The organism is Chryseobacterium sp. II3a, from assembly GCF_057815135.1.
This window is the reverse complement of the sequence record NZ_JBYPZJ010000002.1, coordinates 50,946-75,155: the sequence shown is the minus strand read 5'-3', so window position 1 is coordinate 75,155 and position 24,210 is coordinate 50,946. Positions and strand designations below refer to the sequence as shown.

Sequence of the window (24,210 nt, the reverse complement as noted above, 5' to 3'; positions counted from 1 at the left end):
ATGTTACAAACAGAATCAAGATTAAAAGTTGCTGATAACACAGGTGCTAAAGAAGTACTAGTTATTAGAGTTCTGGGAGGAACCAGAAGAAGATATGCTTCAGTTGGTGATAAAATCGTTGTTACGATCAAAGATTCTACACCATCAGGAAACGCAAAAAAAGGTCAGGTATCTAAAGCTGTAGTAGTAAGAACTAAAAAAGCAGTAAGAAGAAAAGATGGTTCATACATCAAATTCGACGATAATGCTTGTGTATTACTAAACGCAGCGGGAGAAATGAGAGGAACACGTGTTTTCGGACCGGTTGCTCGTGAGTTGAGAGACAAAGAATATATGAAAATCATTTCATTAGCTCCTGAAGTACTTTAATTTTTAAAATTTTTTAAAGAAATGTCAAAGTTAAAAATAAAAAGAGGAGATAACGTAATCATTACTACTGGTAAGAAAGATATCAAAGGTAAGACTGGTGAAGTTATTGAAGTGATCAAAAAAGAAGGAAGAGACCCAAGAGTAATTGTTGCAGGACTTAACATCATCAAAAAGCACGTTAAGCCTTCAGCTTCAAACCCTCAAGGAGGAATCGTTGAAAGAGAAGCTTCTATCCACATCTCAAACGTAGCTTTAGTTGGTAAAGACGGAAAAGCTATCAAAATCGGTTACAAAATCGAAGGAGATAAGAAAGTAAGAATCAACAAAAAAACGGGTGAAACTTTATAATTTTAAATAACACATGGAATATATAGCAAGACCCAAAAAAGCATATAAAGAGACAATTGTTCCTGCAATGATGGAAGAATTCGGGTATAAGTCAGTAATGCAAGTACCTAAATTAGAGAAAATCGTTGTATCACAAGGTTTAGGTGATGCTACTGCAGACAAAAAAATCATTGATTATGCTGTAGAAGAGCTTACGAATATCACAGGTCAAAAAGCTGTTGGTACGATCTCTAAGAAAGACGAAGCTGCTTTCAAATTGAGAAAAGGTATGCCTGTAGGTGCGAAAGTTACCCTAAGAGGAAACCAAATGTATGAATTCTTAGACAGACTTACTGCTTCTGCTTTGCCTCGTATCAGAGATTTCTCTGGAATCAAAGCTGATGGTTTCGATGGTAGAGGTAACTACAACTTAGGTATTACTGAGCAAATTATCTTCCCTGAAATCGTAATCGACAAAGTGAAAAAAATCCAAGGGATGGACATCACTTTCGTAACTACTGCGAAAACAGATAAAGAAGCTAAAGCATTATTAACTCACTTCGGTTTACCATTTAAAAAGAACTAAGAAATGGCTAAAGAATCAATGAAAGCGCGTGAGCGCAAAAGAGAAGCACTAGTTGCTAAATACGCTGCTAAAAGACAAGCTCTTAAAGAAGCTGGTGATTACGAAGGACTTCAAAAATTGCCTAAAAATGCTTCTCCTGTAAGATTACACAACAGATGTAAATTAACAGGTAGACCAAGAGGATACATGAGAACGTTTGGTATTTCCAGAGTAACTTTCAGAGAAATGGCTAACAACGGTCTTATCCCAGGTGTAAGAAAAGCTAGCTGGTAATAATCACTAGATAAAAAATCGGGACAATTAAGTTGTCAAGATACTAAAGAATAAATATCAGACCGAAGTTTTCTGAAGTCTGATATTTTTCTCTTCAAGTCTTTTCAAAACTGATTGTTCTTTAACCAATAATTTATAAAAGAAAAATGGTAACAGATCCAATTTCAGATTTCCTAACAAGAGTAAGGAACGCACAAAGCGCAGGCCACAAAGTGGTGGAAATTCCTGCATCGAAAATCAAAAAGGAGATTACTAAGATCCTATTTGATCAAGGGTATATCTTAAACTACAAGTTTGAAGATAACGCTGTTCAAGGAGTGATCAAAATCGCTTTAAAGTACGATAAGCAAACTAACAAACCTGCTATTAAGTCTATCCAAAGAGCTTCAAGACCAGGTTTAAGACAGTACAAAGGTTCTACTGAACTTCCAAGAGTACTAAACGGTTTGGGTATTTCTATCATCTCTACTTCTAAAGGAGTAATGACTGACAAGAAAGCTAGAGAAGAGAAAGTAGGCGGTGAAGTAATCTGCTATGTTTATTAATTTTTAATCAGAGGAAAATGTCAAGAATTGGTAAAGCAATTATAACAATTCCAGCTGGAGTTACAATCACTGAAAACAACGGTGTAGTAACTGTAAAAGGAGCAAAAGGAGAACTTTCTCAGGAGCTTACAGCAGGAATTACTATAGAACAAAAAGATGGGGAACTGAACGTAAACAGACCATCTGATACTAAACAACACAAAGCGCTTCACGGTTTATACAGAGCGTTAATCAACAACATGATTGTTGGTGTTAGTGCAGGTTTCGAAAAGAAACTAGAACTAGTAGGGGTAGGATATAGAGCTTCACACGCAGGTCAAAAACTTGAGTTAGCTTTAGGATTCTCTCACGGTATCGTATTAGAACTTCCTAGCGAAGTAAAAGTTGATACATTGACTGAAAAAGGTAAAAACCCAATTATTACTTTAACGTCTCACGACAACCAACTTCTAGGAATGGTAGCTGCAAAGATCCGTTCTTTCAGAAAGCCTGAGCCATACAAAGGAAAAGGTGTAAGATTCGTAGGAGAAATTGTTAGACGTAAAGCTGGTAAATCTGCTTAATAAATTATAAGTATTATGGCATTAAGTAAATTAGAAAAAAGAATAAGAATCAAAAGAAGAGTAAGAGGGAAAATCTCTGGATCTTCTGAATTGCCAAGATTATCTGTATACAAAAGTAATAAGGAAATTTACGCTCAGTTAATCGACGATAAAAATGGTAAAACTTTAGCATCAGCTTCTTCAAGAGAGAAAGGTGTAGACGCTAAAGGTACTAAGACTGAAGTTTCTGCTGCTGTTGGTAAAGCTATTGCTGCTAAAGCTATCGCTGCAGGAATCGAAAGTATTGTATTTGACAGAAACGGTTTCGTTTATCACGGTAGAGTAAAAGCTCTAGCTGATGGAGCGAGAGAAGGTGGACTTAAATTCTAATCATTAAATTTCGGAAAATATGTTAGGACTAGATAATATAGAAAGAGTAAAACCGGGAGGATTAGAATTAAAAGATCGTCTCGTAGCTGTTAACAGAGTAACAAAAGTAACTAAAGGAGGTAGAGCTTTCGGATTTTCTGCTATTGTTGTAGTAGGAAACGAAGAAGGTGTTATCGGTTTTGGTTTAGGAAAATCTAAAGAGGTTGCTTCTGCAATTGCTAAAGCAGTGGAAGACGCTAAGAAAAACCTTGTTAAAGTTCCAGTAATGAACCACACAATTCCTCACCAAACTACTGCTAGATACGGTGGTGCAGATATCTTCTTAAGACCTGCTTCTCACGGTACAGGACTTATTGCAGGTGGTGCGGTAAGAGCGGTATTGGAATCAGCTGGTATTCACGATATCCTTTCAAAATCTAAAGGATCTTCTAACCCTCACAACGTGGTGAAAGCTACTTTCAAAGCGTTATTGGATATCAGAAGACCTGAAGAAATTGCTAGAATGAGAGGAATTTCTCTAAGTAAAGTGTTTAACGGTTAATAATTAAAACAATGGCAACAATTAAAGTAAAGCAAGTAAGAAGCGCTATTGGTAGAACAAAAACCCAAAAGAGAACGCTTGAAGCATTAGGATTAAAAAAACTTCACCAAGTTGTAGAGCACGAAGCTACTCCTTCTATCTTAGGAATGATCGCTGCTGTAGGTCACTTACTTGAAGTTCAAAAATAATTTTATAAAAGAGAAATTAAAATGAATTTAAATAACATACAACCAGCTGCAGGATCTACTTTCAACTCAAAAAGAATTGGTAGAGGTCAGGGTTCTGGAAAAGGAGGTACTTCAACAAAAGGACACAAAGGTCAAAAAGCTAGAGCTGGTTATTCTCAGAAAATCGGTTTCGAAGGTGGACAGATGCCTTTACAAAGAAGACTACCTAAATTCGGATTCAAAAACGTAAACAGAAAAGAGTTTAGAGGTGTGAACCTTGATACTATCCAAACTTTAATCGAGAACAAATCCATCACTGGAGAAATCACGAAAGAAGTTTTAGTAGCAAACGGTATCGTTTCTAAAAACGAATTAGTGAAAATTATGGGTAGAGGAGAATTGAAATCTGCGGTTTCAATCTCTGCTGATAAATTCACGAAATCTGCTGAAGAGCTTATTGCTAAAGCAGGTGGAAAAGCAATTACCTTATAATACTTACTAATGAAAGAATTTATACAAACACTTAAAAATATTTGGAGTCTTAAAGAATTAAGAGATAAAATTCTCTTCACTTTAGGGATTATCCTTGTGTATAGATTCGCATCTTATATCTCACTTCCCGCAATTAACCTTGCAGAGGTGGGAGATCTCTTAGAGCATTATAAAAATCAAGGCGGTAACAAGCAAGGAGCAGGTCTCCTTGGCTTGCTTTCGTCGTTTACGGGGGGGGCTTTCAGCCACGCTTCCGTAATGGCGTTGGGAATCATGCCTTACATTTCTGCTTCTATTATTGTTCAGTTGATGGGGATGGCTATTCCTTATCTTCAGAAGCTTCAGAAAGATGGAGAGTCAGGTAGAAATACATTGAACCAAATTACAAGATGGTTAACGATCGGGGTTTGTCTGGTACAGGCACCTTCTTACTTAACTTCTATTACTCAATTATTCTTACCATATGCTCAGTTCCAATCTGCATATTTTGTAGAACCAAATTCAATCATGTTCTGGTTGCCAAGTATTGTGATCTTGGTAGGTGGTTCAGTGTTTGCAATGTGGTTAGGTGAAAAGATTACCGATAAGGGAATCGGAAATGGTATCTCTATTCTTATTATGGTGGGGATTCTTTCAAGATTACCTGAGGCATTCGTACAGGAGATGGCCGTGCAGAACGGAAAAGGAGGAATGGGATCTATCATGATCCTTATCGAAGTATTATTCTGGATGTTGGTAGTTCTTTTAGCAGTGATTTTATCAGTTGCTGTTAGAAAAATTCCTATTCAGTATGTAAGCAGAGCTCAAGCAAGAGGAGGTGTAAACAAGAATCTTATGCAGGGCGCAAGACAATGGATTCCATTGAAAGTAAATGCTGCTGGTGTAATGCCAATTATCTTTGCTCAGGCATTGATGTTCGTACCAGGATTATTAACAAAATTCGATGAGTCCAACACTTTTCTTGCAGGTTTCAAGAATGTTTTTAGCTGGCAGTACAATGTATTGTTTGCGCTATTAATTATTATCTTCTCGTTTTTCTATACTGCAATTACAATTCCGGTAAACCAAATGGCTGATGATCTAAAGAGAAATGGAGGTTTAGTACCGAAAGTAAGACCCGGAAAAGAGACAGCAGATTACTTAGATGATATTTTATCAAAAATTACCTTGCCAGGTGCAATTTTTTTATCTATCTTTGCAGTCCTTCCAGCAATTGTGCATGGAAGCTTTGTTCAGACAGATGCGTTTGCCCTATTTTTCGGGGGAACGTCACTATTAATTATGGTAGGTGTAATTTTAGATACAGTTCAACAGATTAATACATATCTGCTGAATCATCATTATGATGGCTTAATGCAGTCTAAACTGTCTAGAACGACTGGATATTAATTTATGGCAAAACAAAAACATATTGAACAAGACGGCGTTATAACGGAAGCACTTTCGAACGCTCAGTTCCGCGTAGAACTTGAAAATGGGCATATTCTTATTGCTCATATTTCTGGTAAAATGCGAATGCACTATATTAAACTTTTACCTGGTGATAAGGTAAAACTAGAAATGTCTCCCTATGATTTAACGAAAGGGAGAATCACATTTAGATATTAAAAACATTTAGCCAAATGGAATTCTCATTCCATTTGGCATTTGTAAAAAATAAATACTATCAAAATGAAAGTAAGAGCATCAATTAAAAAAAGAAGCGCTGATTGCAAAATCGTACGCAGAAAAGGTGTACTGTTCGTAATCAACAAGAAGAACCCAAAATTTAAACAAAGACAAGGTTAATTAAATTATGGCGAGAATTGCAGGTATTGATTTACCAAAAAACAAAAGAGGAGTTATCGGTTTAACTTACATCTACGGAGTTGGAAGAAGTACTTCTTCTGAAATCCTTAAAGCTGCCGGTATCAGCGAAGACAAAAAAGTCAACGAATGGAATGACGATGAATTGGCTGCCATCAGAACTTATATCTTAGAAAACGTAAAAGTTGAAGGAGAATTAAGATCTGAAGTGCAATTGAACATCAAGAGATTGATGGACATAGGATGCCAACGAGGAATACGTCACAGACTTGGATTACCTTTAAGAGGCCAGAGAACGAAAAACAACTCTAGAACCCGAAAAGGAAAGAGAAAAACTGTTGCTAACAAGAAAAAAGCTAGTAAATAATCGTTAGGAATTATGGCAAAACAAACTAAAGTAGTTAAGAAAAGAAAAGTAAAAGTTGAAGCTATTGGTGAAGCACATATTCAAGCTTCTTTCAATAACATCATCATTTCTTTAACAAATAAAAACGGAGAGGTTATCTCTTGGGCTTCTGCCGGTAAAATGGGTTTCAGAGGTTCTAAAAAGAATACTCCATTTGCTGCTCAGATGGCAGCTGAAAATTGCTCTGCTGTAGCTCACGAAGCTGGTTTAAGAAGAGTAAAGGTGTTTGTGAAAGGTCCAGGTGCAGGTAGAGAATCTGCTATCAGATCTATCCACAATTCAGGAATTGAAGTTTCAGAAATCGTTGACGTGACGCCTATGCCACACAACGGATGTAGACCACCAAAAAGAAGAAGAGTTTAATTTTTAGAATTTACCCATTATGGCAAGATATATTGGACCTAAAACTAAGATTGCTAGAAAGTTTGGTGCTGCAATCTACGGAGATGATAAGAACTTCGAAAAAAGAAAAAACCAACCGCCAGGACAACACGGTCCTAACAAAAGAAGAGGTGCTAAAAAATCAGAATACGCAGTTCAGTTAGCTGAAAAACAAAAAGCTAAATATACTTACGGTATCTTAGAAAGACAGTTTGCTAACTTATTTGAAAAAGCACACAGAAGCAAAGGAGTAACAGGTGAAGTTCTATTACAACTTTGTGAATCAAGATTGGATAACGTTGTTTTCAGATTAGGTTTTGCTAAAACTAGATCTGGAGCAAGACAATTAGTTTCTCACAGACACATCACTGTGAACGGAGAAATTCTTAATATCCCTTCTTACTTGGTAAAAGCTGGTGATGTAATCGCTGTAAGAGAAAAGTCTAAGTCTCTTGAAGTTGTTACCAATGCATTGGCTTCTAAGTCAAACTATGAGTGGTTACAATTCAACGATGAGAAGAAAGAAGGTACCTTCATTTCTGCTCCTGAAAGAATCCAAATTCCGGAGGACATTAAGGAGAACCTTATCGTCGAACTTTACTCTAAATAATTTTTTAATCAAATTTTTGCTCAACCCAATAATATGGCAATTTTACAATTCATAAAACCCGATAAAGTAATTTTACTTAACTCTGATGAATTTAAAGGTCAATTTGAATTCAGACCTTTAGAACCAGGTTTCGGGCTTACAATCGGTAATGCTTTGAGAAGAGTGTTGCTTTCTTCTCTGGAAGGATACGCTATTTCATCTATCAAAATAGAAGGTGTAGAGCACGAATTTTCAACTATTCCAGGAGTAATCGAAGACGTTACCGAAATTATTCTTAACCTAAAGCAGGTTAGATTAAAAGCTGCAGCAGAAGGCCAGGCTAACGAGCAGGTTGTTGCTAAAGTTTCAGGTCAAACGATTATTACTGCTGGTGATTTAGGAAAATCGATCAACGGATTCGAGGTTTTAAACCCGGATTTAGTGATTTGTAACCTAAATACTGATGTAACTTTCGAAATTACTTTCAATATTGAAAAAGGTAGAGGATATGTTCCTTCAGAACAAAATAAGTCAAACAATGCACCTGTAGGTACTATTGCAATTGACTCTATTTTCACGCCGATCAAGAAAGTACAGTATAGCATTGAAAATTATCGTGTAGAGCAAAAAACAGACTACGAAAAACTTGTATTAGATATAGAAACTGATGGGTCTATCAGCCCTCAGAATGCTTTAACAGAAGCTTCTAAGATATTAATTTATCACTTCATGTTATTCTCTGATGAGAGAATCACTCTTGAAACTGAAGCTGTAAAAGCATCTATCCAATATGACGAAGAGACACTTCATACAAGACAACTACTTAAGTCTAAATTAGCAGATATGGATCTTTCTGTAAGAGCCCTTAACTGTCTGAAAGCAGCTGAAGTAGAAACTCTTGGAGAGCTTGTTTCTTACAGTAAGTCTGATTTGATGAAATTCAGAAATTTTGGTAAAAAATCTTTGACAGAACTAGAAGAATTAGTGCATTCAAAAGGTCTTAACTTCGGTTTCGACGTTGCAAAATATAAGTTAGACGCTGATAAATAATTAATAATGAGACACGGTAAAAAATTCAATCACTTAGGAAGAACAGCTTCTCACAGAAGTGCTTTACTTTCTAATATGGCTTGTTCTCTAATTGAGCATAAAAGAATCAACACTACTGTAGCTAAAGCTAAAGCTTTAAGAGTATATGTTGAGCCTCTATTAACAAAAGCAAAAGAAGATACTACACATAACAGAAGAGTAGTATTCTCTTACCTTCAAAATAAATTTGCGGTTGCTGAATTATTCAGAACTGTAGCTCCTAAAATCGCTGAAAGAAACGGTGGTTATACAAGAATCATTAAGACAGGTTTCAGACCAGGTGATGCTGCTGATATGGCTCTTATCGAATTGGTAGATTTCAACGAGCTTTACAACCCGAATGCAGAGGAGAAAAAAGCTACAAGAAGAAGCAGAAGATCAACTGCTGCACCTAAAAAAGCTGAAGCTGTAGTAGCTGATGCTCCTGCAGTAGAAGAGAAAGTAGAAGAAGCTAAAGCTGACACTACTGAAGAAAAAACTGAAGAATAATATTCATTCAGATATAAATGAAAGCCATCCGGATACGGGTGGCTTTTTTATTGTTTAAAAGCGGATATTAGGTGAAATGAAAACCCTCATTCAAGTTGAGGGTTTTATTGTTTTAGATTTTAGTTCTTTTGAGCGGAATGATATTATTTCCTTGTTCCAGGTGAAGGCTGTCACCTTTTACTTTTGCAGTCATATCATCTTTCTTATAAACAGTTTCATCTCCTTTGGTCTCTGCCTTAGTAAGAACAAATGTTTTTTTATTGCTGGTAATGGTTAGAGTATTTTCTTTCGGATCGTTTTTAAATACTACTTTTACCAATGTTCCATCCATTGCTTTATAGACGAAATCGGTTTTTGCAGTTTTCTGTCCATTAACGTCAACTGTTGATGAACTTTGGCTTACAGAATCAATCTTTCCGCTATGATCAGTAACTACTGTTTCTGTACTATCTGTTTTAATGATACTTTTGTTCCCGCTTTCACTTTTTTTGCAGCTGATTACCGTTAATGTAAGGACAGCGCCAAGGGCTAAAAGACTTTTTTTCATGATTATATTATTTGATATTCAATATGATTTTTACTCTTTAATTTTACAAAAATCATGCCTTACAATATGGTGAATTTTTGTTGTTTTTTACAAAATTAAACCCATTTCTCATTTAATTATACAGAAATTATTTCCGGTTATTAGTAACGGAATCATTACCAATGTACTGCCTGCTTAGATTTGTTAAAATTTATTAAAAAAATAAGGTTTTGAAATAGAAAAATAATTAATTTTAATAGGAATAAAAAACTAACCATAACTCTAAATTCAAACTTTTAATATTACACAAAGGTGTAATTGATTCTCATTTGTTTTCTGTTGAAATTTGTTTCAAATAAAAAAGACATGAGCATTTCTATCGCCATAGTAGAAGACGAAAAGAACTACAACAATGCGTTGAAGAAGGTGATCAATTATCAGCAGGATATGAAAGTTGTTGCTCAGTTCTTTGATGGTAATGATGCCTTAAAAAACCTTCCAGATATTTCTCCCAATGTTGTTATGATGGATATCCAGCTGCAGGATATGCTGGGTATTGAAATCATTGAAAAGCTCAAAAAAGATATGCCCGAAACCCAGTTCATCATGTGTACCAGTTTTGAAGATGATGAAAAGATCTTTAATTCTTTAAAAGCCGGTGCAATGGGATATCTTGTGAAAGGAGAAAGCATGGATAAAATACTTTCTTCTATCAGGGATGTGTATAACGGTGGTGCTCCTATGAGTTTTTCCATTGCCCGGAGAGTCCTTCAGCACTTTGAAAAAAAACTTCCTGAAATTAAAGGCTTCGATGAACTTACATACCGGGAAAAGGAAATTCTTGAATTGCTTTCACAAGGGCTTCTTTACAAAGAAATTGCTGATAAAAAATGTATCAGCATAGATACTGTAAAAAAACATGTTGGAAATATTTACAGAAAACTCCATGTCAATAATAAAGTGGAGGCTATTAATAAATTTAACCATTTTAAAAACTAAGAAATCATGGAAAAGAAACTATTTATTACTCCAAAAATTGGAGAGATATTTAATCAATTTTTAACCAGCTCATTAGAAAGCGACTTTTTTCAAAAGTATGGATTGTTAGACATATTCTTTAATTTTCAAATAGATGAAGAGACAAAAGGAGTGCAAGCAACTAATATTTCAAAATTTGCAGGTTACCCTAGGGATTTTGTCATTAGCAACCTTGATGAAATTGTTAGGAAGAACTTATGGACTTTCAAATTTTTACATATCTATTTCATTTATGAGAATGGAAAAATATCATTGTTATTCATCTTCAATTTTAATGAGAAAAATAAAGTTCCTTTGCAACAAGGTGAAAAAGTTTACGTACTTAGAAATAATATGCTTGAGCCAGTGAAGGATTCAGACTTTGAACAATATAGAAAATGTATTTTAGAGTATTATGTATACTTTAATCAAACTTTTTCTAAACAGGAAATAACAACTTATATTACCTATTCAATGGAAAGAATTTATAAAAATTTTTCAAGTTTAGTTGGTGGAGTACTTCTTATTGGTGGAAGTTCTGATGATGAAATTTTTTATCGCCCTAACATTATGCTAAAAATTGATAAAGCTTGCTGTAAAACAACACTCCAATATTCACCTGATGATCAAGATATGGTTTATTTTGATATAGGAAATATGCATCCATAATGTATTCTTTTCTCTCATTGTTATATCTGATTGTATTATCTCTTGTTGCTTTTTTTTCAATTCTACTATTAATAAAGAAAGGAGGAAAGCAACAGGATTTTCTGTATGCATATCTTTGTATTAGCTTTTCCCTTGAATGTTTGATGTTTTTGATACAGGAATTCTTGAATGATAATTCTGATTTTGGTGTTTTATATAATATTTATATTCTCTTTTGCTGTTACTTTTTTCTGAAGTATTTTAATATGATGCAGAAAAAAGAGTTTATTATATTGAACAAAATCATTTTCTTCTCTTTCCTCATTATTTACATTGTTTTCTTTTACAAAAGTTATAAAGAGGTTAACCAGGTCATAGGGATTTCGTTTGCTTTGGCTTATATTGTATATAGCTTAATATGGCTGTATGGAAAACTAAAATATCCAGATTCAAAAAGTATAACCAGTGATCCCAAATTTTGGATTTCTTGTGCTTTATTATTTTGGGGAGTATTTTTTCTTTTAAGAATTATTCCAAGATATTTATTTGATAAGATGGATGAACAAGTGCTTATTATTTCCCAATCATTTTTTTTTGTAATAAATATTCTTTTTTATTTACTATTTTTTATTAGCCTTATTAAATATTCAAAAAAGCATGAATGAATTACATGAAATAAGACTTACCTACATTATCATCACCATTGTCATGTTGGTATTTGTGATCTTTATTGTTTTTGTTGTTCTTATGTATAATAGAAAGCAACTTTTATATATTAAAGAGCAGCAACTCAAAGAAGCTGAACACCAAAATCAACTGCTCCAAAAAGAACTCGAACAGCAAAGATCTATTGAAAAAGAACGTGAACGTATTTCCCATGATATGCACGACGATCTGGGTGCAGGTATTTCGGCACTGAAACTTCAAGCTGAATTTCTAAAATATAAAATTGAAGACAATGAACTTCAGAATGACATAGATGAATTACTGAAGACCTCAGAGGAAATGAATATTTCTATGCGGGAAATGCTCTGGAGTCTGAACTCGGGAAATGATACATTGGGAAGCTTCACTGATTATGCCATACAGTATACCAGTAATTTTTTAAAGAAAACAAAAATTGTCCTTCATTCAGAATGTGAAGATATTCTTTCTGATACTCCCATTTCTACAGAGTTGAGACGTAATCTTTTTTTATGCTTAAAAGAAGCGGTTAATAATGTGTATAAGCATAGTCAGGCAAATAATTTAAAACTTTCATTTTCTCAAAATCAGAATAATTTTTTTATGAAGATTCAGGATAATGGAATCGGTATTCCCGATAATCAATCAGAAGGAAACGGACTCCGGAATATGAAACGAAGAATGAATGAAGCAGAAGGAGTATGTAAAATTCTATCTAAAAGCTCAGGAACTTGCCTGACTTTTGAAGTAAGACTTTAATTATTATCCAATTTTTATAAACAGCACCATTTTTAATGGTGCTGTTTTGCTTGTATAATCACCCTTTTGTGTAATTGACACATGTGTTTTTTTAGAGTGAACTTTGATGTAATAAAACTTGACTGATATGAAAACTTTAATTAACGACAGTATTGAAGATTTACAGGAAGCTTTAAAGAACAATGCAGATCTTCAGGAGAAGTTTAGAAGCAATCCTGTGGAGGCCATTAAAAATGTAGAAATAAGAAATCCAAAAGAAACAGACTATTGGATTTACAGGATTATTGTGATTATGCTTGGATTGGCTATTATAGCCATTATTGCAGGGCTCATCCTTCTTTCCTTTTGGAGTGACAAACCAGACAGTCAGCTGGTAACCATCTTTGCTACCATTTCATTAGGAGCCATTGGTGCTTTAGCAGGTCTTTTATCTCCTTCCCTTAGAAAATAACCATTAAAAATAATTATCATGCAAACCATTATTGAATATTACATTTTAGATTGGAATATTACATCCTCAAGAGGTAAGATTGTTTTAAAACTCGAAGATGGAGAGCCTAAAGTTTTGGAAAACTTAAATTTTAACGCTTTTACAGCGATTGCACTTGTATTGGCTCATGGGAGCTCAAAATTCGATTCAACTAACCTATCAGTATTTAATTATAAAACATCATGAAAACAATTATTTACCTACTCATTTTAAGTTTGCTTACTTCTTGTAATATCAAGCACCGAGCAACAGTGAAAGAGCTAAAGACCTCAAATTCTAATTATCAAATGTCATATGACGCGATGAGAAGAGGAGCTGTTTTAAATATTGACGAAAAAGGGAAAATTAATAAAATTTTATCTGAAGTACAGCCTGATGCAGCTATAGCAACCACTACTGACCTTACTAATAAACTAGCTGCTCAGATGCCGTCAGGGCAGAGTGTTTCTCTAGAGCAAATCACTAAAATTACAGAAACTCTATCTAAACTTGGCGAAAGAACAGCATCTGTTAATATGCTCAGAGATGCTTTATATAGAATGGAAGAACATTGTATCAATTTTGAGTCACAATGTAAAGGGGAATTGTATTGGCAAAGTTTCCAAGTTGTTGTAAAAGCTATCACAGAGTTACAGAAAGAAGCCGCGAAAACAGCCGAAAGTGAAGCTAAAGAAGAGATGGCAAAAACGCTAAGGGTTCTCACTCCAGAGGAAAGAGCAAAGTATAATATTAATAAATAGTTATTGAGAAATATAAGCTCCAGTATTTTATAGTACTTGGAGCTTTTTATATCATTTTTTTTATGGGAAATATTCAAAGGAGAAGAAAGAAAGTTCTCGGTTTATCATAATATAAATTAACTAAAATTTAACGGCGAATTACTTCAAAAAAATCCAATGAAATACCCCTAAAAGTTAAATTTTGATTAAATTTGTCTAAACTAAAAAAAATAAAAAATGAGTGCAATTTCTTACATAGAAGCAAGACAAATTTTAGATTCCAGAGGTAATCCTACCATTGAAGTGGATGTATTTACAGAAAACGGTGCGATGGGTCGTGCAGCTGTTCCTTCAGGAGCATCTACAGGGGAACATGAAGCTGTAGAATTACGTGACGGAGGTTCAGAATACCAAGGGAAAGGAGTTTTGAAAGCTGTTGAAAATGTAAAAGAAGTAATTGCAGAGAATTTAGTTGGACAGCCTGTTTTTGAACAAAACTATATCGATCAGATTATGATTGAGCTGGATGGTACACCTAACAAAGGAAATTTAGGAGCTAATGCAATTCTAGGAGTTTCTTTAGCTGTAGCAAGAGCTGCTGCTGCTGAGCTTGGAATGCCTCTATACAAATATGTAGGTGGAGTAAATGCAAACACTCTTCCAGTTCCAATGATGAATGTAATTAATGGTGGGTCTCACTCAGATGCTCCTATCGCATTCCAGGAATTCATGATTATGCCGGTAAAAGCAGATTCTTTCTCTCACGCTTTGAGAAAAGGAACAGAAATTTTCCACAATCTTAAATCAATCCTTAAAGGAAGAGGTCTTTCTACTGCAGTAGGAGACGAAGGTGGTTTTGCTCCAACATTCAACGGAACTGAAGATGCGTTGGATACTTTGCTTCAGGCAATCGAAAAAGCAGGTTATAAGCCTGGTGACGACATTATGTTGGCATTAGACTGTGCTGCTTCAGAATTCTACAAAGACGGAACTTACGATTACAGAAAATTCGAAGGAGATAAAGGAGCTCACAGATCAAGAGAAGAGCAGGTTTCTTACCTTGCTGAATTAGCAGCTAAATATCCAATCATCTCTATCGAAGATGGTATGCAGGAAGATGACTGGGAAGGATGGAAAATGTTAACAGATAAAATCGGTGACAGAGTACAGTTAGTAGGAGATGATTTATTTGTAACCAACGTTGACAGATTATCAAGAGGAGTAAAAGAAGGAATTGCCAATTCAATCCTTGTAAAAGTAAACCAGATTGGTTCTCTTTCTGAAACAATGGCTGCTGTACAGATGGCTCAGAACAACAAGTTCACTTCAGTAATGTCTCACAGATCGGGAGAAACTGAAGATTCTACTATTGCTGATCTAGCTGTTGCTATGAACTGTGGTCAGATCAAAACAGGTTCTGCTTCAAGATCAGACAGAATGGCAAAATACAACCAATTGTTGAGAATTGAAGAAGCTCTTGGTGAAACTGCAATTTTCCCAGGATTAGAAGCATTTAAAATAAAAAGATAATTGAATTTATAAATAACGGCAAGCGATAATTTTTGTTTGCCGTATTTTATGGAAAGTGGTATATTTAAAAAAAATAAATAAATAATGTCAGACAACAAAGTAATATTGAATTACGACGGTAATTCATATGAATATCCAATCGTGGATAGTACTATCGGAGACAGAGGGATTGATATTTCGAAATTAAGAGACCAGACAGGTTTGATCACTCTGGATTTAGGTTACAAAAATACAGGAGCTACTATTAGCGACATCACTTACTTAGACGGAGATAAAGGAGAATTATTCTACAGAGGTTATCCAATCGAGCAGATTGCTGAGAAATCTAACTTCACAGAAGTAATGTATCTTTTATTACATGGAGAATTACCTACTCAGGATCAATTTACTTCTTTCGACAATAATATTAAAAAATATAACTTCATCGCAGATGAGATGAAAAAAATCATTGATGTTTTTCCTCGTTCTGCTCACCCTATGGGAGTTTTATCTTCTTTAACTTCTGCTTTGACAGCTTTCAACCCGAAAGCCGTTAACGTAAACTCTAAAGAAGAAATGGATCACGCTGCAGAGTTAATGATTGCTAAGTTCTCTCACCTTTGTGCTTGGACTTACAGAAAAACTCAAGGTTTACCATTAAACCATGGTGATAACAATCTAAACTACGTAGAGAACTTCTACAAAATGGCATTCAGATTACCAAACGCTGATTTCGAAATTGATCCAGTAGTAGTAAATGCTTTAGATAAATTATTAATTCTTCACGCTGACCACGAGCAAAACTGTTCTACTTCTACAGTAAGAATGGTGGGTTCTGCTCACACAGGTCTTTTTGCTTCTATCTCTGCTGGGGTATCTGCACTTTGGGGACCACTTCACGGTGGAGCCAACCAGGCTGTAATCGAAATGCTTGAGCTTATTGAAAAAGATGGTGGTGATGTATCTAAGTATGTTGCTAAGGCTAAAGATAAAGCTGATAACTTCCGTCTAATGGGATTCGGACACAGAGTGTACAAAAACTTCGATCCAAGAGCAAAAATCATCAAGAAAGCTGCTGACGATATCCTTAAAGCATTAGGTATCCAGGATAAAGCTCTAGACATTGCAATGCAGTTAGAAAGAGTAGCCCTTGAAGATGAGTACTTCGTAGAAAGAAAACTATATCCAAACGTAGATTTCTATTCAGGAATCATCTACAGAGCGTTAGGAATTCCTACAGAAATGTTTACAGTAATGTTCGCATTAGGAAGACTTCCAGGATGGATCTCTCAATGGAAAGAAATGAGATTGAAAGGAGACCCAATCGGAAGACCAAGACAGGTTTACCAAGGTGCTCAGGAAAGAAACTATATCGATATCGCAAGCAGATAATATTTGCTTATACAATATCAAAATCCCAAGGCTTGCTTTGGGATTTTTTGTTTTTTGTGATGAGGAGCTATTTCCCGCTATCCACTTTTACTCCTCGCGCCCATGCTGTCCAAAACTTGCTGCGGGGTAACCGTTTCTATCGGGGCTAAGGATATGGGGTATTATAATTACCCGAACAACGTTATCCACAATATTATCCACAACGCTTATTATTCAATAGAAACGGGCTTTAGCCCGTTTAGAAATAAAAGAAATCCATTGGCTTTAGCCAAAACCTAAAAAAAACATTCCATCTGTCTGAAATTCAATCCAATAATTTATTAAATTTACTCTTGTAAAAAGATAAGTTTCGGCTAAAGCCAAATGAATAATATTGATCGATTAAATGGACTTTAGTCGGTTTCTATTGATAGAACAATTGATATTAGAAAAATAAATAAGCCATGACCTTCGGACAACAGTTGCTTTTTTTCTTCAGTGCAGTAGGTGCCTTTAATGGGCTGTTGCTAGGTATTTATCTGCTGTTTGTTAAAAAACTGAAATATCTGCCCAACTTTTTCCTTGGGCTTCTTCTCCTTATGCTAAGTATAAGAGTAGGGATCTCGGTATGTATTTACTTTTATCCGGAATTGCCAAGGATCATTCCACATTTAGGACTCTCTGCATTATTTTTTGCTGGCCCGGCTTTATATTATTACATTAAATCTTCATTTCAGCAGGGAAATTTTGAGTTTAAGAATTGTCGTAAATTATTTGGAATCCTTACATTGATATTAGGAGGTGTTGGCCTATTATACCTATTCTTTCCTTTGACCTGGGATCATTATTTTGGAACCTTTATTTATGCTATCTGGTCTATATTTGTATTTCTTACTGTATACCAGTTTTATTTATATACAAAACATCATATCAGGAGTCCTAACAAATTTGTTCTCCCAGTTCTCATCAGTAATGTAATTATCTTTTTAACCTATCAGTTGGTTTCTACAGGTTGGTTACCGATCTATTGTGCAGGAGGAAGCCTGGTTTTTTCATTCGTTCTGTATGCTAACTTTTTAATTTTATTCAATAAAAAATATTATCAGCTTCCCGTAAAAGACAATAATGGGAGATATTCCAATAAGAAAATTTCAGAAGTGCAGGCGGATAACTTTGTGTCTAGATTAGAAAGATTGATGAATACTGAAGAACTTTATAAAAATCCGAATCTTAAGCTGAGTGATCTTGCCTTCAGAATGAATATTTCTGCCCATCAGCTTTCTCAACTGCTGAATGATAATTTGGGGAAAAGTTTTTCTATTTACATCAATGAGTACAGGATCAGCGAAGCCTGTGAAAAAATAGAAAATGGATCTTACCTGAAAATTGAAGAGATCGGTTATGAAGTAGGATTCAATTCTAAATCTACATTCTTTTCAACATTCAAGAAAATAAAGAATACTACCCCTCTTCTATACAAACAGTCGCAAACCCTTACTGAGCCTAGATTACAGAGTTCAAATTTATAATTTAGTACTGCGGAATTTTAATTCTAAAACCTGATTTTTATAACACGCTAATAATTTTGATCTCATAAAATTTAAAAATTATGATGATCAAATTATGGTTTTTCCTGCTGCTGTTTCTATCAGTTTTTGGAAAAGCACAGGAAGCCACAACGCAGAATGGATCTGATTCTTTAACTCAACAAAAATCTCCAACGACAAATATTTCAGAAGTTGTTATCCAATCTGCACCACGCAGTATTAAATTGAATGATGGAAATTTGACAATGGCTGTTTCTGGAAACAAAGACTTTAAAACTTCAACCCATCTCCTCGACGTATTGAGAAAAACATCTGGAGTTACAGTTGATCTGGAAGGTGGGATTTTTATTGGAGGAAGAGTGTCCCCTGCAATATTCATTGATGGTAAACCTATTGTAATGAGTAATCAGGAGCTGCAAGCTTATTTGAGGTCTTTATCACCGGAAATGGTAGAATCTATTGACGTAAATACCAATCCATCTTCAAAATATGATGCTGAATTTAAAGGGATTATTGATATTAGGCTGAAAAAGAATACCAATTTGGGTTGGAAAGGCAGTTATAATGGAAATTTGTATGCATATAAGTTTAGTTACCGGGAGAATACACTTAACCTTACTTATAACACAGAAAAAGCAGCATACAGCTTGCAGGCAGGATATAACGATGGGATCTCAGTTTACCGATACAATGCATTACAACAGTTGGCTAATACCAATGTTATGAGGACCAGAACGTATCAGGAGGACCAAACAAAGGTCTACAACATTCAGACAGGAGTAGATTTCAGATTGAATGATAAAAATAGGATTGGTCTGAACCTCAGAGGGAATTTCAGAGATTCCGAGCGGATGCGCTCAGGTTCATTATATACTACTGATAAAAGTGAAACGCAGCTTGTTTTTAATACAGAAAATGAAAACCCAACGGATTATTATCAAAACAATTACGGGATTACCACTGATTATTCTTTTCAGGACAAAGGGTTTAAAATAAGTTATCTAGGCAATTATCTCTCAGTAAAAAACAAACAACAAGACGATTTTATTGATAGAGACAAGCCTTCTTCAAAGGTTTTGTCTTATTGGAAATCTGATCTGGTTAACGAGATCAATATTTATGCAGGACAGATTGATGCCTCCCAAAAAATAGGAGATGCGGAGGTAGAAGCGGGGCTTAAATATAGTCATTCAGAAACCCATAACAATATCCGGTATGATACTTTATCTGTGAATAACCAGTTTGTATTTGATCCCGAGAGAAGTAATCTGTTTTCCTACAAAGAGAAAATAATTGCAGGTTATCTGGCGTATAGAAAGAAATTTGGAAAGCTTCAGATCAATGCAGGACTAAGGCTTGAAAATACAAATAGTATTTCTGATGCTGTTACTATAGATTCTATTGTTTCAAGAAATTATCTGGAATGGTTACCATCCTTCAGTGCAAACTATACATTTAATAAATCTAATGAACTTTCGCTCTCCTATAGCAGAAAAATTACAAGACCTATTTTTTCACAGCTTAATCCGTTCCGGTATTACTTCAGTCCTTTGAATTATTGGATAGGTAATCCTTATCTGCAACCCTCTTTTACAAGTCAAATCAAGGCAACTTACCGGTATAAAAACTGGATCACAAGTTTTACGATAGGAAAAGAAAAAGATGTCATGACCCGCTATCCCCTATATAACCCAAAAACCAATGTGCTGGAATATCTGGGAACCAATCTTCCTTACCGTAATTTTGCTGTGCTGGAAACAAGTTTTCCTGTGAAAATTACAAAATGGTGGAGTATGACCAGCCAGATTACGGGGTATTACAATTATGAGTTCAGACCTTACCTTGATCAGGTTTTTACACTGGGTATTTATAACTATGAAATCAGGTCAAATCATGTGTTTACTTTGCCCAAAGGATATACTGTTAATCTATTTGCTAATTATGAATCTAAAACTGGTAACAGTCTTTATATTATCAAACCACGTTATAACATAGATCTATCCATTCAAAAATCCTGGCTGGATAATAAACTGAACACAAAGATCGGCTATAATAATATTTTTGATAGTTATGATCAGAAGTTAGAGTTCAGATATAAACAGATTATCGACAACCAGTTTAGGCATTGGTGGGATAATAGTCGGTTCTTTTTTTCATTAAGCTATAATTTTGGCAGCTCAAAATATCAGGTAAAAGAAGTACAGAGAACAGAAGAGGAGAGTAGAGCAAGATAAGAAAAACCTGCTTGGAAAAGCAGGTTTATTATTTTGATTAAGGACAAACGCAGTTACCACATGTCCAAATTCTGCAGCTTCCATCGTCATTCCACTCACAGCAGTATCTTGGTCTGTTGATACCAATTCCTCCGGTTACTGATTTTTGTTGCTCTCTTCCTAATTTCTGTGCGTTTTTAAGCACTGGATTGTTTTTGTTCATGATTTTGATTTTTTGATGTTAATAGTTAAGTTTTAAACAATATAATTTCATGGAAATTATATCACTAATATAGGAATTTATTTTATTCTAAAAAGAAATTTTTATCATTATGTGTGTGAAATATAATAAGTTGTGCTAAAATCCATTAAGACATATGAATGTTTTTAAATAGAATATGAAGAATCTATCATAGTTCTGTAGTATTAAAATGAAAAATTTTTAAACTGAATTAATTCGTGATCGCATAATAAAAAAAGCCGTTTCAAAATTCATAAAACGGCTTTCTTATTACTTTATGGGCAGCCACATTTGTTACACACCCAAAGGAAACAGGATCCGGTTACATCATCCCACTCACAACATTTTCTGGGGCCGGTAAATTCACCACCAATAATTGATTTTTGTTGGTCTCTTTCTAATTTTCGTGCGTTTTTCAGCACAGATTTTTTCTTGTCCATGACTTTGTTTTTTGATGTTAATAATAAAGTTTTAGCCTATATAATTTCGCGAAAATTATATCACTAATGTAGGATATTAAATTGTAAAAAAATCTATTTTTTTGTCCTTATGTAGATGAAATATAGTAGGTTGTAGACGTTTTTGTGTGCTTTATACTACGGTTTGTTGGATAGGGGGAGAATTTCGCTAAAAGAGGGTACCTAATATGGTTAAATTTGAGACATAAAATAATTCAAAAATTTTCTAGATAGAGACCTTTACTTATATTTGTAGTATTGCATAAATCTTTATGAGACTAAACATTAAAAACGAAACGGGTAGGCTGAAGTCAGTAGTTCTAGGCCAGCCTAATTCATTGGGAGCCATTCCCACGCTAGAGGAAAGTTATGACGCTAAGTCATATTACTCAATCGAACACAACATTTATCCTAAAGAAGAGGATATTATTAATGAAATGAACGCCTTTGAAGCAGTTCTAAAAAAATATGACGTTGAAGTACTGCGCCCAAGCATCATTGAAGATTACAACCAGGTATTTTCAAGAGATGTAGCTTTTGTAATCGATGATAAAATGATTATTTCCAATGTGATTGCAGACAGAGCAGATGAGCAGGAGGCATATAAAAGTGTTTTTGAAAAAGTAGCCTGGAGAAAAATTATTAATCTCCCGGAAACAGCACATATTGAAGGAGGAGATGTTATCGTATGGAATGATTTTATTTTCATCGGAACCTGCTTCAGTGAAGATTACAGAAATTATAAAACGGCAAGAACCAACGAGTATGCCATTGAAATTTTAAAAGAATATTTTCCTAAGAAAAGAATCATTGATCTTGAACTGAAGAAAAATGATAAAGTACCTTTTGAAGGAATTTTACACCTGGATTGTACTTTCAATCCGGTAGGAGAAGATAAATGTATCATCTACAAAAACGGATTCGTAGACGAAAGTGATTATCGCCTTATCATTGATATTTTCGGGGAAGAAAACTGTTTCCACATCAATGATGAAGAAATGTTTGAAATGTTCCCGAATATTTTCTCTATTTCTCCAGATGTTGTCGTTTCAGACAAAGCATTCACCAGAATGAACAATCACCTAAGAGATGTGTGGGGAATGACCGTAGAAGAAATTCCTTATAGAGAAATCTCTAAAATGGGGGGGCTGTTGAGATGCTCTACCATGCCGCTTGTAAGAGAATAGTTGAGTGGTAGAGTTATAGGGTAGGAGAGTTTTAGAGTGGGAGAGTTTTAGTACAATTTTTTAATCTTAAATAAGTAATTATGTCAACGATTAAATTTCATCAGGATCTAAAAGTGTATCAAAAATCTTTTGAGGTTGCACAGCAGATTTATGAACTCTCAAAAGTTTTTCCTAAAGAAGAACTCTATTCTCTTACAGATCAGATACGATGATCATCAAGATCGGTAACAGCTAATGTAAGTGAAGCTTGGGGAAAAAGAAGGTATGAAAAATCCTTTATAGCTAAACTTACAGACTCTGAAGGCGAGGCCGGGGAAACCCAAACATGGAATCAGTTTGCCTATGCCTGCAACTATATCAATGAAGAGCAATTTAACAATTTGCATAATCAGTATAATCAAATAATAAGGATGTTAGTGAATATGATTAATCAGTCAGAAAAATGGTGTTCATTTTCTTCATTCGATACCGAATAGAAGAATTGATAAAACGTACTGACAACTCTCAAACACTCATACACTAACAACCTCAAACTTAAAAGAAATGCAAACAACAGATACAGTATTAATGATAGAACCGATTGCATTCGGTTATAATGCAGAAACAGCAAAAAATAATTACTTTCAGGTAGAGCAGACAGGTTCTGATATTCAGTCAAAAGCTTTAGCAGAATTCAATACCTTCGTTGGAAAACTGAGAGAGAAAGGAATCAATGTGATTACTATAAAAGATACATTAGATCCTCATACCCCGGATTCCATTTTCCCAAATAACTGGGTAAGTTTCCACAAAGATGGAAAAGTGGTTTTATATCCCATGTTCGCATCCAACAGAAGAGTGGAAAGAAGAGATGATATTCTTGAAAGCATCAAAGATCAAGGTTTCGAAATTACTGAAATTGACGATTGGTCATTTCCGGAAACACAAGGTCATTTTCTGGAAGGAACAGGAAGTATGATCTTCGATCACGATAATAAGATTGCTTATGGTTCTGTTTCTTTGAGATTAGATGAAAATTTATTTAGAGAATTCTGTGATAAATATGGATTTACACCAGTAGTTTTTCACTCTTATCAAACTGTAGGTACAGAAAGGCTTCCGATTTACCACACCAATGTTATGATGTGTGTAGCTGATAAATTTGTAGTAATCTGCCTTGATTGTATTGATGATGAGCTGGAAAGAGAAAAAGTAATTGAAACCATCAAGAATTCAGGAAAAGAAATTGTTGAAATTTCAGAAGAGCAAATGCAGCAGTTTGCAGGTAATATGCTTCAGGTTCAAAATAAAGAGAATGAAAAATTCCTTGTAATGAGCCAAACAGCATATAAGTCTTTAAGACCAGAGCAAGTAGCTTCAATTGAAAAATACTGCGAAATTATTTATTCTGATTTAAATACCATTGAAGTAAATGGAGGCGGAAGTGCAAGATGTATGCTTGCAGAAGTTTTTCTTCCAAAAAAATAATATATTTACGAAAAAATTAATTGAACCCATTATCAAATAAAGGTTTACACATTCTTCTGACTTTGGAAACAGAGTCAGAAGATTTGTTATTGGACAGCAAAGGTTTTCTTGCGTTTACAGAAAGTATTCTGAAAACCAAAGAAGTAGAGATTGTAGGAATAACCAATCATATTTTTGAAAACCAGAGTTTTACTTCGGCAGTTTGCCTTAAAGAATCGCATCTCTGTATTCATACGTGGCCGGAATTTAAGCAGCTTACTTTCGATGTTTTTCTTTGTAATTATACCCAGGACAACACCGAAAAAGTAGAGCAGATTGCAGATGAGGTTATTCAATATTTTAAAGCTAATACCATTCAAAAACACAAAATTTACAGATAAAA

35 protein-coding genes and 1 pseudogene are annotated in these 24,210 nt (G+C 34.6%); 33 read left to right on the top strand and 3 right to left on the bottom strand.

Going from position 1 to position 24,210, the window contains the following annotated elements; translation table 11 throughout:
• The 18 genes from rplN to rplQ all read left to right on the top strand — a co-directional run bounded on the left by rplN (position 1) and on the right by rplQ (position 8,992).
• Positions 1-369 (top strand): 50S ribosomal protein L14, encoded by a 369-nt coding sequence (gene rplN, locus AC3HD6_RS05170; protein WP_002983226.1) that lies wholly within the window; start codon positions 1-3, stop codon positions 367-369.
• 21 nt (positions 370-390) lie between these two features.
• On the top strand, positions 391-717 hold the full coding sequence (gene rplX, locus AC3HD6_RS05165; protein ID WP_047096816.1) for a 50S ribosomal protein L24: 327 nt from the start codon (positions 391-393) through the stop codon (positions 715-717).
• Between the two features lie 13 nt (positions 718-730).
• Positions 731-1,282: a 50S ribosomal protein L5 gene (gene rplE, locus AC3HD6_RS05160; protein WP_034694682.1), complete on the top strand. Its 552-nt coding sequence runs from the start codon at positions 731-733 to the stop codon at positions 1,280-1,282.
• 3 nt (positions 1,283-1,285) lie between these two features.
• Complete coding sequence (rpsN, locus tag AC3HD6_RS05155; RefSeq protein ID WP_002983233.1) at positions 1,286-1,555, top strand: 30S ribosomal protein S14; 270 nt, start codon at positions 1,286-1,288, stop codon at positions 1,553-1,555.
• A 146-nt stretch (positions 1,556-1,701) separates the two neighbouring features.
• Complete coding sequence (rpsH, locus tag AC3HD6_RS05150) at positions 1,702-2,100, top strand: 30S ribosomal protein S8 (RefSeq protein ID WP_034694686.1); 399 nt, start codon at positions 1,702-1,704, stop codon at positions 2,098-2,100.
• Between the two features lie 17 nt (positions 2,101-2,117).
• Positions 2,118-2,663: a 50S ribosomal protein L6 gene (rplF, locus tag AC3HD6_RS05145; RefSeq protein WP_160139505.1), complete on the top strand. Its 546-nt coding sequence runs from the start codon at positions 2,118-2,120 to the stop codon at positions 2,661-2,663.
• A gap of 15 nt (positions 2,664-2,678) precedes the next feature.
• On the top strand, positions 2,679-3,032 hold the full coding sequence (gene rplR / locus AC3HD6_RS05140) for a 50S ribosomal protein L18 (protein WP_034694689.1): 354 nt from the start codon (positions 2,679-2,681) through the stop codon (positions 3,030-3,032).
• 19 nt (positions 3,033-3,051) lie between these two features.
• Positions 3,052-3,573, top strand: a complete 522-nt coding sequence (gene rpsE / locus AC3HD6_RS05135) for a 30S ribosomal protein S5 (protein WP_002983245.1) — start codon at positions 3,052-3,054, stop codon at positions 3,571-3,573.
• Positions 3,574-3,584: 11 nt separating this feature from the next.
• Entirely contained in the window at positions 3,585-3,761 is a 177-nt protein-coding gene (gene rpmD, locus AC3HD6_RS05130; RefSeq protein ID WP_027371710.1) for a 50S ribosomal protein L30, read from the top strand.
• A gap of 21 nt (positions 3,762-3,782) precedes the next feature.
• A complete protein-coding gene (rplO, locus tag AC3HD6_RS05125; RefSeq protein ID WP_047096813.1) occupies positions 3,783-4,232 on the top strand; it encodes a 50S ribosomal protein L15 in 450 nt (149 codons plus the stop codon).
• Between the two features lie 9 nt (positions 4,233-4,241).
• Positions 4,242-5,621 (top strand): preprotein translocase subunit SecY, encoded by a 1,380-nt coding sequence (secY, locus tag AC3HD6_RS05120; protein WP_045491124.1) that lies wholly within the window; start codon positions 4,242-4,244, stop codon positions 5,619-5,621.
• A 3-nt stretch (positions 5,622-5,624) separates the two neighbouring features.
• On the top strand, positions 5,625-5,840 hold the full coding sequence (gene infA / locus AC3HD6_RS05115; RefSeq protein ID WP_034684855.1) for a translation initiation factor IF-1: 216 nt from the start codon (positions 5,625-5,627) through the stop codon (positions 5,838-5,840).
• A gap of 63 nt (positions 5,841-5,903) precedes the next feature.
• Positions 5,904-6,020 (top strand): 50S ribosomal protein L36, encoded by a 117-nt coding sequence (gene rpmJ, locus AC3HD6_RS05110; RefSeq protein ID WP_007839480.1) that lies wholly within the window; start codon positions 5,904-5,906, stop codon positions 6,018-6,020.
• A gap of 7 nt (positions 6,021-6,027) precedes the next feature.
• Positions 6,028-6,405 carry a 30S ribosomal protein S13 gene (gene rpsM / locus AC3HD6_RS05105; RefSeq protein WP_034694696.1) on the top strand — a complete coding sequence of 126 codons (378 nt, stop codon included), beginning with the start codon at positions 6,028-6,030 and terminating at the stop codon, positions 6,403-6,405.
• 12 nt (positions 6,406-6,417) lie between these two features.
• The gene (gene rpsK, locus AC3HD6_RS05100) at positions 6,418-6,807 is read left to right on the top strand and encodes a 30S ribosomal protein S11 (protein WP_034694697.1); all 390 of its coding nucleotides are present in this window, start codon (positions 6,418-6,420) and stop codon (positions 6,805-6,807) included.
• A gap of 19 nt (positions 6,808-6,826) precedes the next feature.
• Positions 6,827-7,435 carry a 30S ribosomal protein S4 gene (rpsD, locus tag AC3HD6_RS05095; protein ID WP_068940270.1) on the top strand — a complete coding sequence of 203 codons (609 nt, stop codon included), beginning with the start codon at positions 6,827-6,829 and terminating at the stop codon, positions 7,433-7,435.
• A 33-nt stretch (positions 7,436-7,468) separates the two neighbouring features.
• Positions 7,469-8,464 (top strand): DNA-directed RNA polymerase subunit alpha, encoded by a 996-nt coding sequence (locus tag AC3HD6_RS05090; RefSeq protein ID WP_065400328.1) that lies wholly within the window; start codon positions 7,469-7,471, stop codon positions 8,462-8,464.
• A gap of 6 nt (positions 8,465-8,470) precedes the next feature.
• A complete protein-coding gene (gene rplQ / locus AC3HD6_RS05085; protein ID WP_068940268.1) occupies positions 8,471-8,992 on the top strand; it encodes a 50S ribosomal protein L17 in 522 nt (173 codons plus the stop codon).
• Positions 8,993-9,104: 112 nt separating this feature from the next.
• On the opposite strand, the gene AC3HD6_RS05080 is transcribed toward rplQ, so the two are convergent.
• Entirely contained in the window at positions 9,105-9,539 is a 435-nt protein-coding gene (locus AC3HD6_RS05080) for a hypothetical protein (protein WP_488895392.1), read from the bottom strand.
• 345 nt (positions 9,540-9,884) lie between these two features.
• On the opposite strand from AC3HD6_RS05080, the gene AC3HD6_RS05075 reads away from it, so the two are divergent.
• From AC3HD6_RS05075 to AC3HD6_RS05025, 11 genes are all read left to right on the top strand, one after another.
• Positions 9,885-10,517: a response regulator gene (locus AC3HD6_RS05075; RefSeq protein WP_488895391.1), complete on the top strand. Its 633-nt coding sequence runs from the start codon at positions 9,885-9,887 to the stop codon at positions 10,515-10,517.
• A 6-nt stretch (positions 10,518-10,523) separates the two neighbouring features.
• Positions 10,524-11,204, top strand: a complete 681-nt coding sequence (locus AC3HD6_RS05070) for a hypothetical protein (RefSeq protein ID WP_488895390.1) — start codon at positions 10,524-10,526, stop codon at positions 11,202-11,204.
• Positions 11,205-11,840: 636 nt separating this feature from the next.
• Positions 11,841-12,626 (top strand): sensor histidine kinase, encoded by a 786-nt coding sequence (locus tag AC3HD6_RS05065; protein ID WP_488895389.1) that lies wholly within the window; start codon positions 11,841-11,843, stop codon positions 12,624-12,626.
• A gap of 127 nt (positions 12,627-12,753) precedes the next feature.
• Positions 12,754-13,077, top strand: coding sequence for a hypothetical protein (locus AC3HD6_RS05060; protein ID WP_488895388.1), 324 nt, complete (start codon positions 12,754-12,756; stop codon positions 13,075-13,077).
• An 18-nt stretch (positions 13,078-13,095) separates the two neighbouring features.
• Positions 13,096-13,302: a hypothetical protein gene (locus AC3HD6_RS05055; protein WP_488895387.1), complete on the top strand. Its 207-nt coding sequence runs from the start codon at positions 13,096-13,098 to the stop codon at positions 13,300-13,302.
• Positions 13,299-13,856: a hypothetical protein gene (locus AC3HD6_RS05050; RefSeq protein ID WP_488895386.1), complete on the top strand. Its 558-nt coding sequence runs from the start codon at positions 13,299-13,301 to the stop codon at positions 13,854-13,856. Before AC3HD6_RS05055 ends, AC3HD6_RS05050 begins: the two co-directional genes overlap by 4 nt.
• A gap of 216 nt (positions 13,857-14,072) precedes the next feature.
• Positions 14,073-15,365 (top strand): phosphopyruvate hydratase, encoded by a 1,293-nt coding sequence (gene eno, locus AC3HD6_RS05045; protein ID WP_045491082.1) that lies wholly within the window; start codon positions 14,073-14,075, stop codon positions 15,363-15,365.
• Positions 15,366-15,449: 84 nt separating this feature from the next.
• Positions 15,450-16,736: a citrate synthase gene (locus AC3HD6_RS05040; RefSeq protein ID WP_309434739.1), complete on the top strand. Its 1,287-nt coding sequence runs from the start codon at positions 15,450-15,452 to the stop codon at positions 16,734-16,736.
• 102 nt (positions 16,737-16,838) lie between these two features.
• Positions 16,839-17,015: a hypothetical protein gene (locus AC3HD6_RS05035; protein WP_488895385.1), complete on the top strand. Its 177-nt coding sequence runs from the start codon at positions 16,839-16,841 to the stop codon at positions 17,013-17,015.
• A 164-nt stretch (positions 17,016-17,179) separates the two neighbouring features.
• Positions 17,180-18,244 (top strand): helix-turn-helix domain-containing protein, encoded by a 1,065-nt coding sequence (locus AC3HD6_RS05030; protein ID WP_488895384.1) that lies wholly within the window; start codon positions 17,180-17,182, stop codon positions 18,242-18,244.
• A gap of 80 nt (positions 18,245-18,324) precedes the next feature.
• Positions 18,325-20,496, top strand: a complete 2,172-nt coding sequence (locus AC3HD6_RS05025) for an outer membrane beta-barrel protein (RefSeq protein ID WP_488895383.1) — start codon at positions 18,325-18,327, stop codon at positions 20,494-20,496.
• A gap of 37 nt (positions 20,497-20,533) precedes the next feature.
• On the opposite strand, the gene AC3HD6_RS05020 is transcribed toward AC3HD6_RS05025, so the two are convergent.
• Both AC3HD6_RS05020 and AC3HD6_RS05015 read right to left on the bottom strand, forming a co-directional pair.
• Positions 20,534-20,698, bottom strand: coding sequence for a hypothetical protein (locus AC3HD6_RS05020; protein WP_171817581.1), 165 nt, complete (start codon positions 20,696-20,698; stop codon positions 20,534-20,536).
• Between the two features lie 293 nt (positions 20,699-20,991).
• Positions 20,992-21,156, bottom strand: a complete 165-nt coding sequence (locus AC3HD6_RS05015) for a hypothetical protein (RefSeq protein ID WP_488895382.1) — start codon at positions 21,154-21,156, stop codon at positions 20,992-20,994.
• Between the two features lie 290 nt (positions 21,157-21,446).
• On the opposite strand from AC3HD6_RS05015, the gene AC3HD6_RS05010 reads away from it, so the two are divergent.
• The 4 genes and pseudogenes from AC3HD6_RS05010 (at position 21,447) to AC3HD6_RS04995 (ending at position 24,208) form a co-directional block, all read left to right on the top strand.
• Positions 21,447-22,361 carry a dimethylarginine dimethylaminohydrolase family protein gene (locus tag AC3HD6_RS05010; protein ID WP_488895381.1) on the top strand — a complete coding sequence of 305 codons (915 nt, stop codon included), beginning with the start codon at positions 21,447-21,449 and terminating at the stop codon, positions 22,359-22,361.
• Between the two features lie 80 nt (positions 22,362-22,441).
• Positions 22,442-22,837 (top strand): annotated as a pseudogene (locus AC3HD6_RS05005) (four helix bundle protein).
• 67 nt (positions 22,838-22,904) lie between these two features.
• Positions 22,905-23,828 (top strand): citrulline utilization hydrolase CtlX, encoded by a 924-nt coding sequence (ctlX, locus tag AC3HD6_RS05000; RefSeq protein WP_488895380.1) that lies wholly within the window; start codon positions 22,905-22,907, stop codon positions 23,826-23,828.
• 20 nt (positions 23,829-23,848) lie between these two features.
• Positions 23,849-24,208 carry an S-adenosylmethionine decarboxylase family protein gene (locus tag AC3HD6_RS04995; RefSeq protein WP_488895379.1) on the top strand — a complete coding sequence of 120 codons (360 nt, stop codon included), beginning with the start codon at positions 23,849-23,851 and terminating at the stop codon, positions 24,206-24,208.
• Positions 24,209-24,210: the final 2 nt, after the last annotated feature.

Coding starts and splice junctions, on each gene's coding strand:
- rplN (WP_002983226.1), top strand. CDS start 1: ATGTTACAAACAGAATCAAGATTAAAAGTTGCTGATAACACAGGTGCT.
- rplX (WP_047096816.1), top strand. CDS start 391: ATGTCAAAGTTAAAAATAAAAAGAGGAGATAACGTAATCATTACTACT.
- rplE (WP_034694682.1), top strand. CDS start 731: ATGGAATATATAGCAAGACCCAAAAAAGCATATAAAGAGACAATTGTT.
- rpsN (WP_002983233.1), top strand. CDS start 1,286: ATGGCTAAAGAATCAATGAAAGCGCGTGAGCGCAAAAGAGAAGCACTA.
- rpsH (WP_034694686.1), top strand. CDS start 1,702: ATGGTAACAGATCCAATTTCAGATTTCCTAACAAGAGTAAGGAACGCA.
- rplF (WP_160139505.1), top strand. CDS start 2,118: ATGTCAAGAATTGGTAAAGCAATTATAACAATTCCAGCTGGAGTTACA.
- rplR (WP_034694689.1), top strand. CDS start 2,679: ATGGCATTAAGTAAATTAGAAAAAAGAATAAGAATCAAAAGAAGAGTA.
- rpsE (WP_002983245.1), top strand. CDS start 3,052: ATGTTAGGACTAGATAATATAGAAAGAGTAAAACCGGGAGGATTAGAA.
- rpmD (WP_027371710.1), top strand. CDS start 3,585: ATGGCAACAATTAAAGTAAAGCAAGTAAGAAGCGCTATTGGTAGAACA.
- rplO (WP_047096813.1), top strand. CDS start 3,783: ATGAATTTAAATAACATACAACCAGCTGCAGGATCTACTTTCAACTCA.
- secY (WP_045491124.1), top strand. CDS start 4,242: ATGAAAGAATTTATACAAACACTTAAAAATATTTGGAGTCTTAAAGAA.
- infA (WP_034684855.1), top strand. CDS start 5,625: ATGGCAAAACAAAAACATATTGAACAAGACGGCGTTATAACGGAAGCA.
- rpmJ (WP_007839480.1), top strand. CDS start 5,904: ATGAAAGTAAGAGCATCAATTAAAAAAAGAAGCGCTGATTGCAAAATC.
- rpsM (WP_034694696.1), top strand. CDS start 6,028: ATGGCGAGAATTGCAGGTATTGATTTACCAAAAAACAAAAGAGGAGTT.
- rpsK (WP_034694697.1), top strand. CDS start 6,418: ATGGCAAAACAAACTAAAGTAGTTAAGAAAAGAAAAGTAAAAGTTGAA.
- rpsD (WP_068940270.1), top strand. CDS start 6,827: ATGGCAAGATATATTGGACCTAAAACTAAGATTGCTAGAAAGTTTGGT.
- AC3HD6_RS05090 (WP_065400328.1), top strand. CDS start 7,469: ATGGCAATTTTACAATTCATAAAACCCGATAAAGTAATTTTACTTAAC.
- rplQ (WP_068940268.1), top strand. CDS start 8,471: ATGAGACACGGTAAAAAATTCAATCACTTAGGAAGAACAGCTTCTCAC.
- AC3HD6_RS05080 (WP_488895392.1), bottom strand. CDS start 9,539: ATGAAAAAAAGTCTTTTAGCCCTTGGCGCTGTCCTTACATTAACGGTA.
- AC3HD6_RS05075 (WP_488895391.1), top strand. CDS start 9,885: ATGAGCATTTCTATCGCCATAGTAGAAGACGAAAAGAACTACAACAAT.
- AC3HD6_RS05070 (WP_488895390.1), top strand. CDS start 10,524: ATGGAAAAGAAACTATTTATTACTCCAAAAATTGGAGAGATATTTAAT.
- AC3HD6_RS05065 (WP_488895389.1), top strand. CDS start 11,841: ATGAATGAATTACATGAAATAAGACTTACCTACATTATCATCACCATT.
- AC3HD6_RS05060 (WP_488895388.1), top strand. CDS start 12,754: ATGAAAACTTTAATTAACGACAGTATTGAAGATTTACAGGAAGCTTTA.
- AC3HD6_RS05055 (WP_488895387.1), top strand. CDS start 13,096: ATGCAAACCATTATTGAATATTACATTTTAGATTGGAATATTACATCC.
- AC3HD6_RS05050 (WP_488895386.1), top strand. CDS start 13,299: ATGAAAACAATTATTTACCTACTCATTTTAAGTTTGCTTACTTCTTGT.
- eno (WP_045491082.1), top strand. CDS start 14,073: ATGAGTGCAATTTCTTACATAGAAGCAAGACAAATTTTAGATTCCAGA.
- AC3HD6_RS05040 (WP_309434739.1), top strand. CDS start 15,450: ATGTCAGACAACAAAGTAATATTGAATTACGACGGTAATTCATATGAA.
- AC3HD6_RS05035 (WP_488895385.1), top strand. CDS start 16,839: ATGCTGTCCAAAACTTGCTGCGGGGTAACCGTTTCTATCGGGGCTAAG.
- AC3HD6_RS05030 (WP_488895384.1), top strand. CDS start 17,180: ATGACCTTCGGACAACAGTTGCTTTTTTTCTTCAGTGCAGTAGGTGCC.
- AC3HD6_RS05025 (WP_488895383.1), top strand. CDS start 18,325: ATGATGATCAAATTATGGTTTTTCCTGCTGCTGTTTCTATCAGTTTTT.
- AC3HD6_RS05020 (WP_171817581.1), bottom strand. CDS start 20,698: ATGAACAAAAACAATCCAGTGCTTAAAAACGCACAGAAATTAGGAAGA.
- AC3HD6_RS05015 (WP_488895382.1), bottom strand. CDS start 21,156: ATGGACAAGAAAAAATCTGTGCTGAAAAACGCACGAAAATTAGAAAGA.
- AC3HD6_RS05010 (WP_488895381.1), top strand. CDS start 21,447: ATGAGACTAAACATTAAAAACGAAACGGGTAGGCTGAAGTCAGTAGTT.
- ctlX (WP_488895380.1), top strand. CDS start 22,905: ATGCAAACAACAGATACAGTATTAATGATAGAACCGATTGCATTCGGT.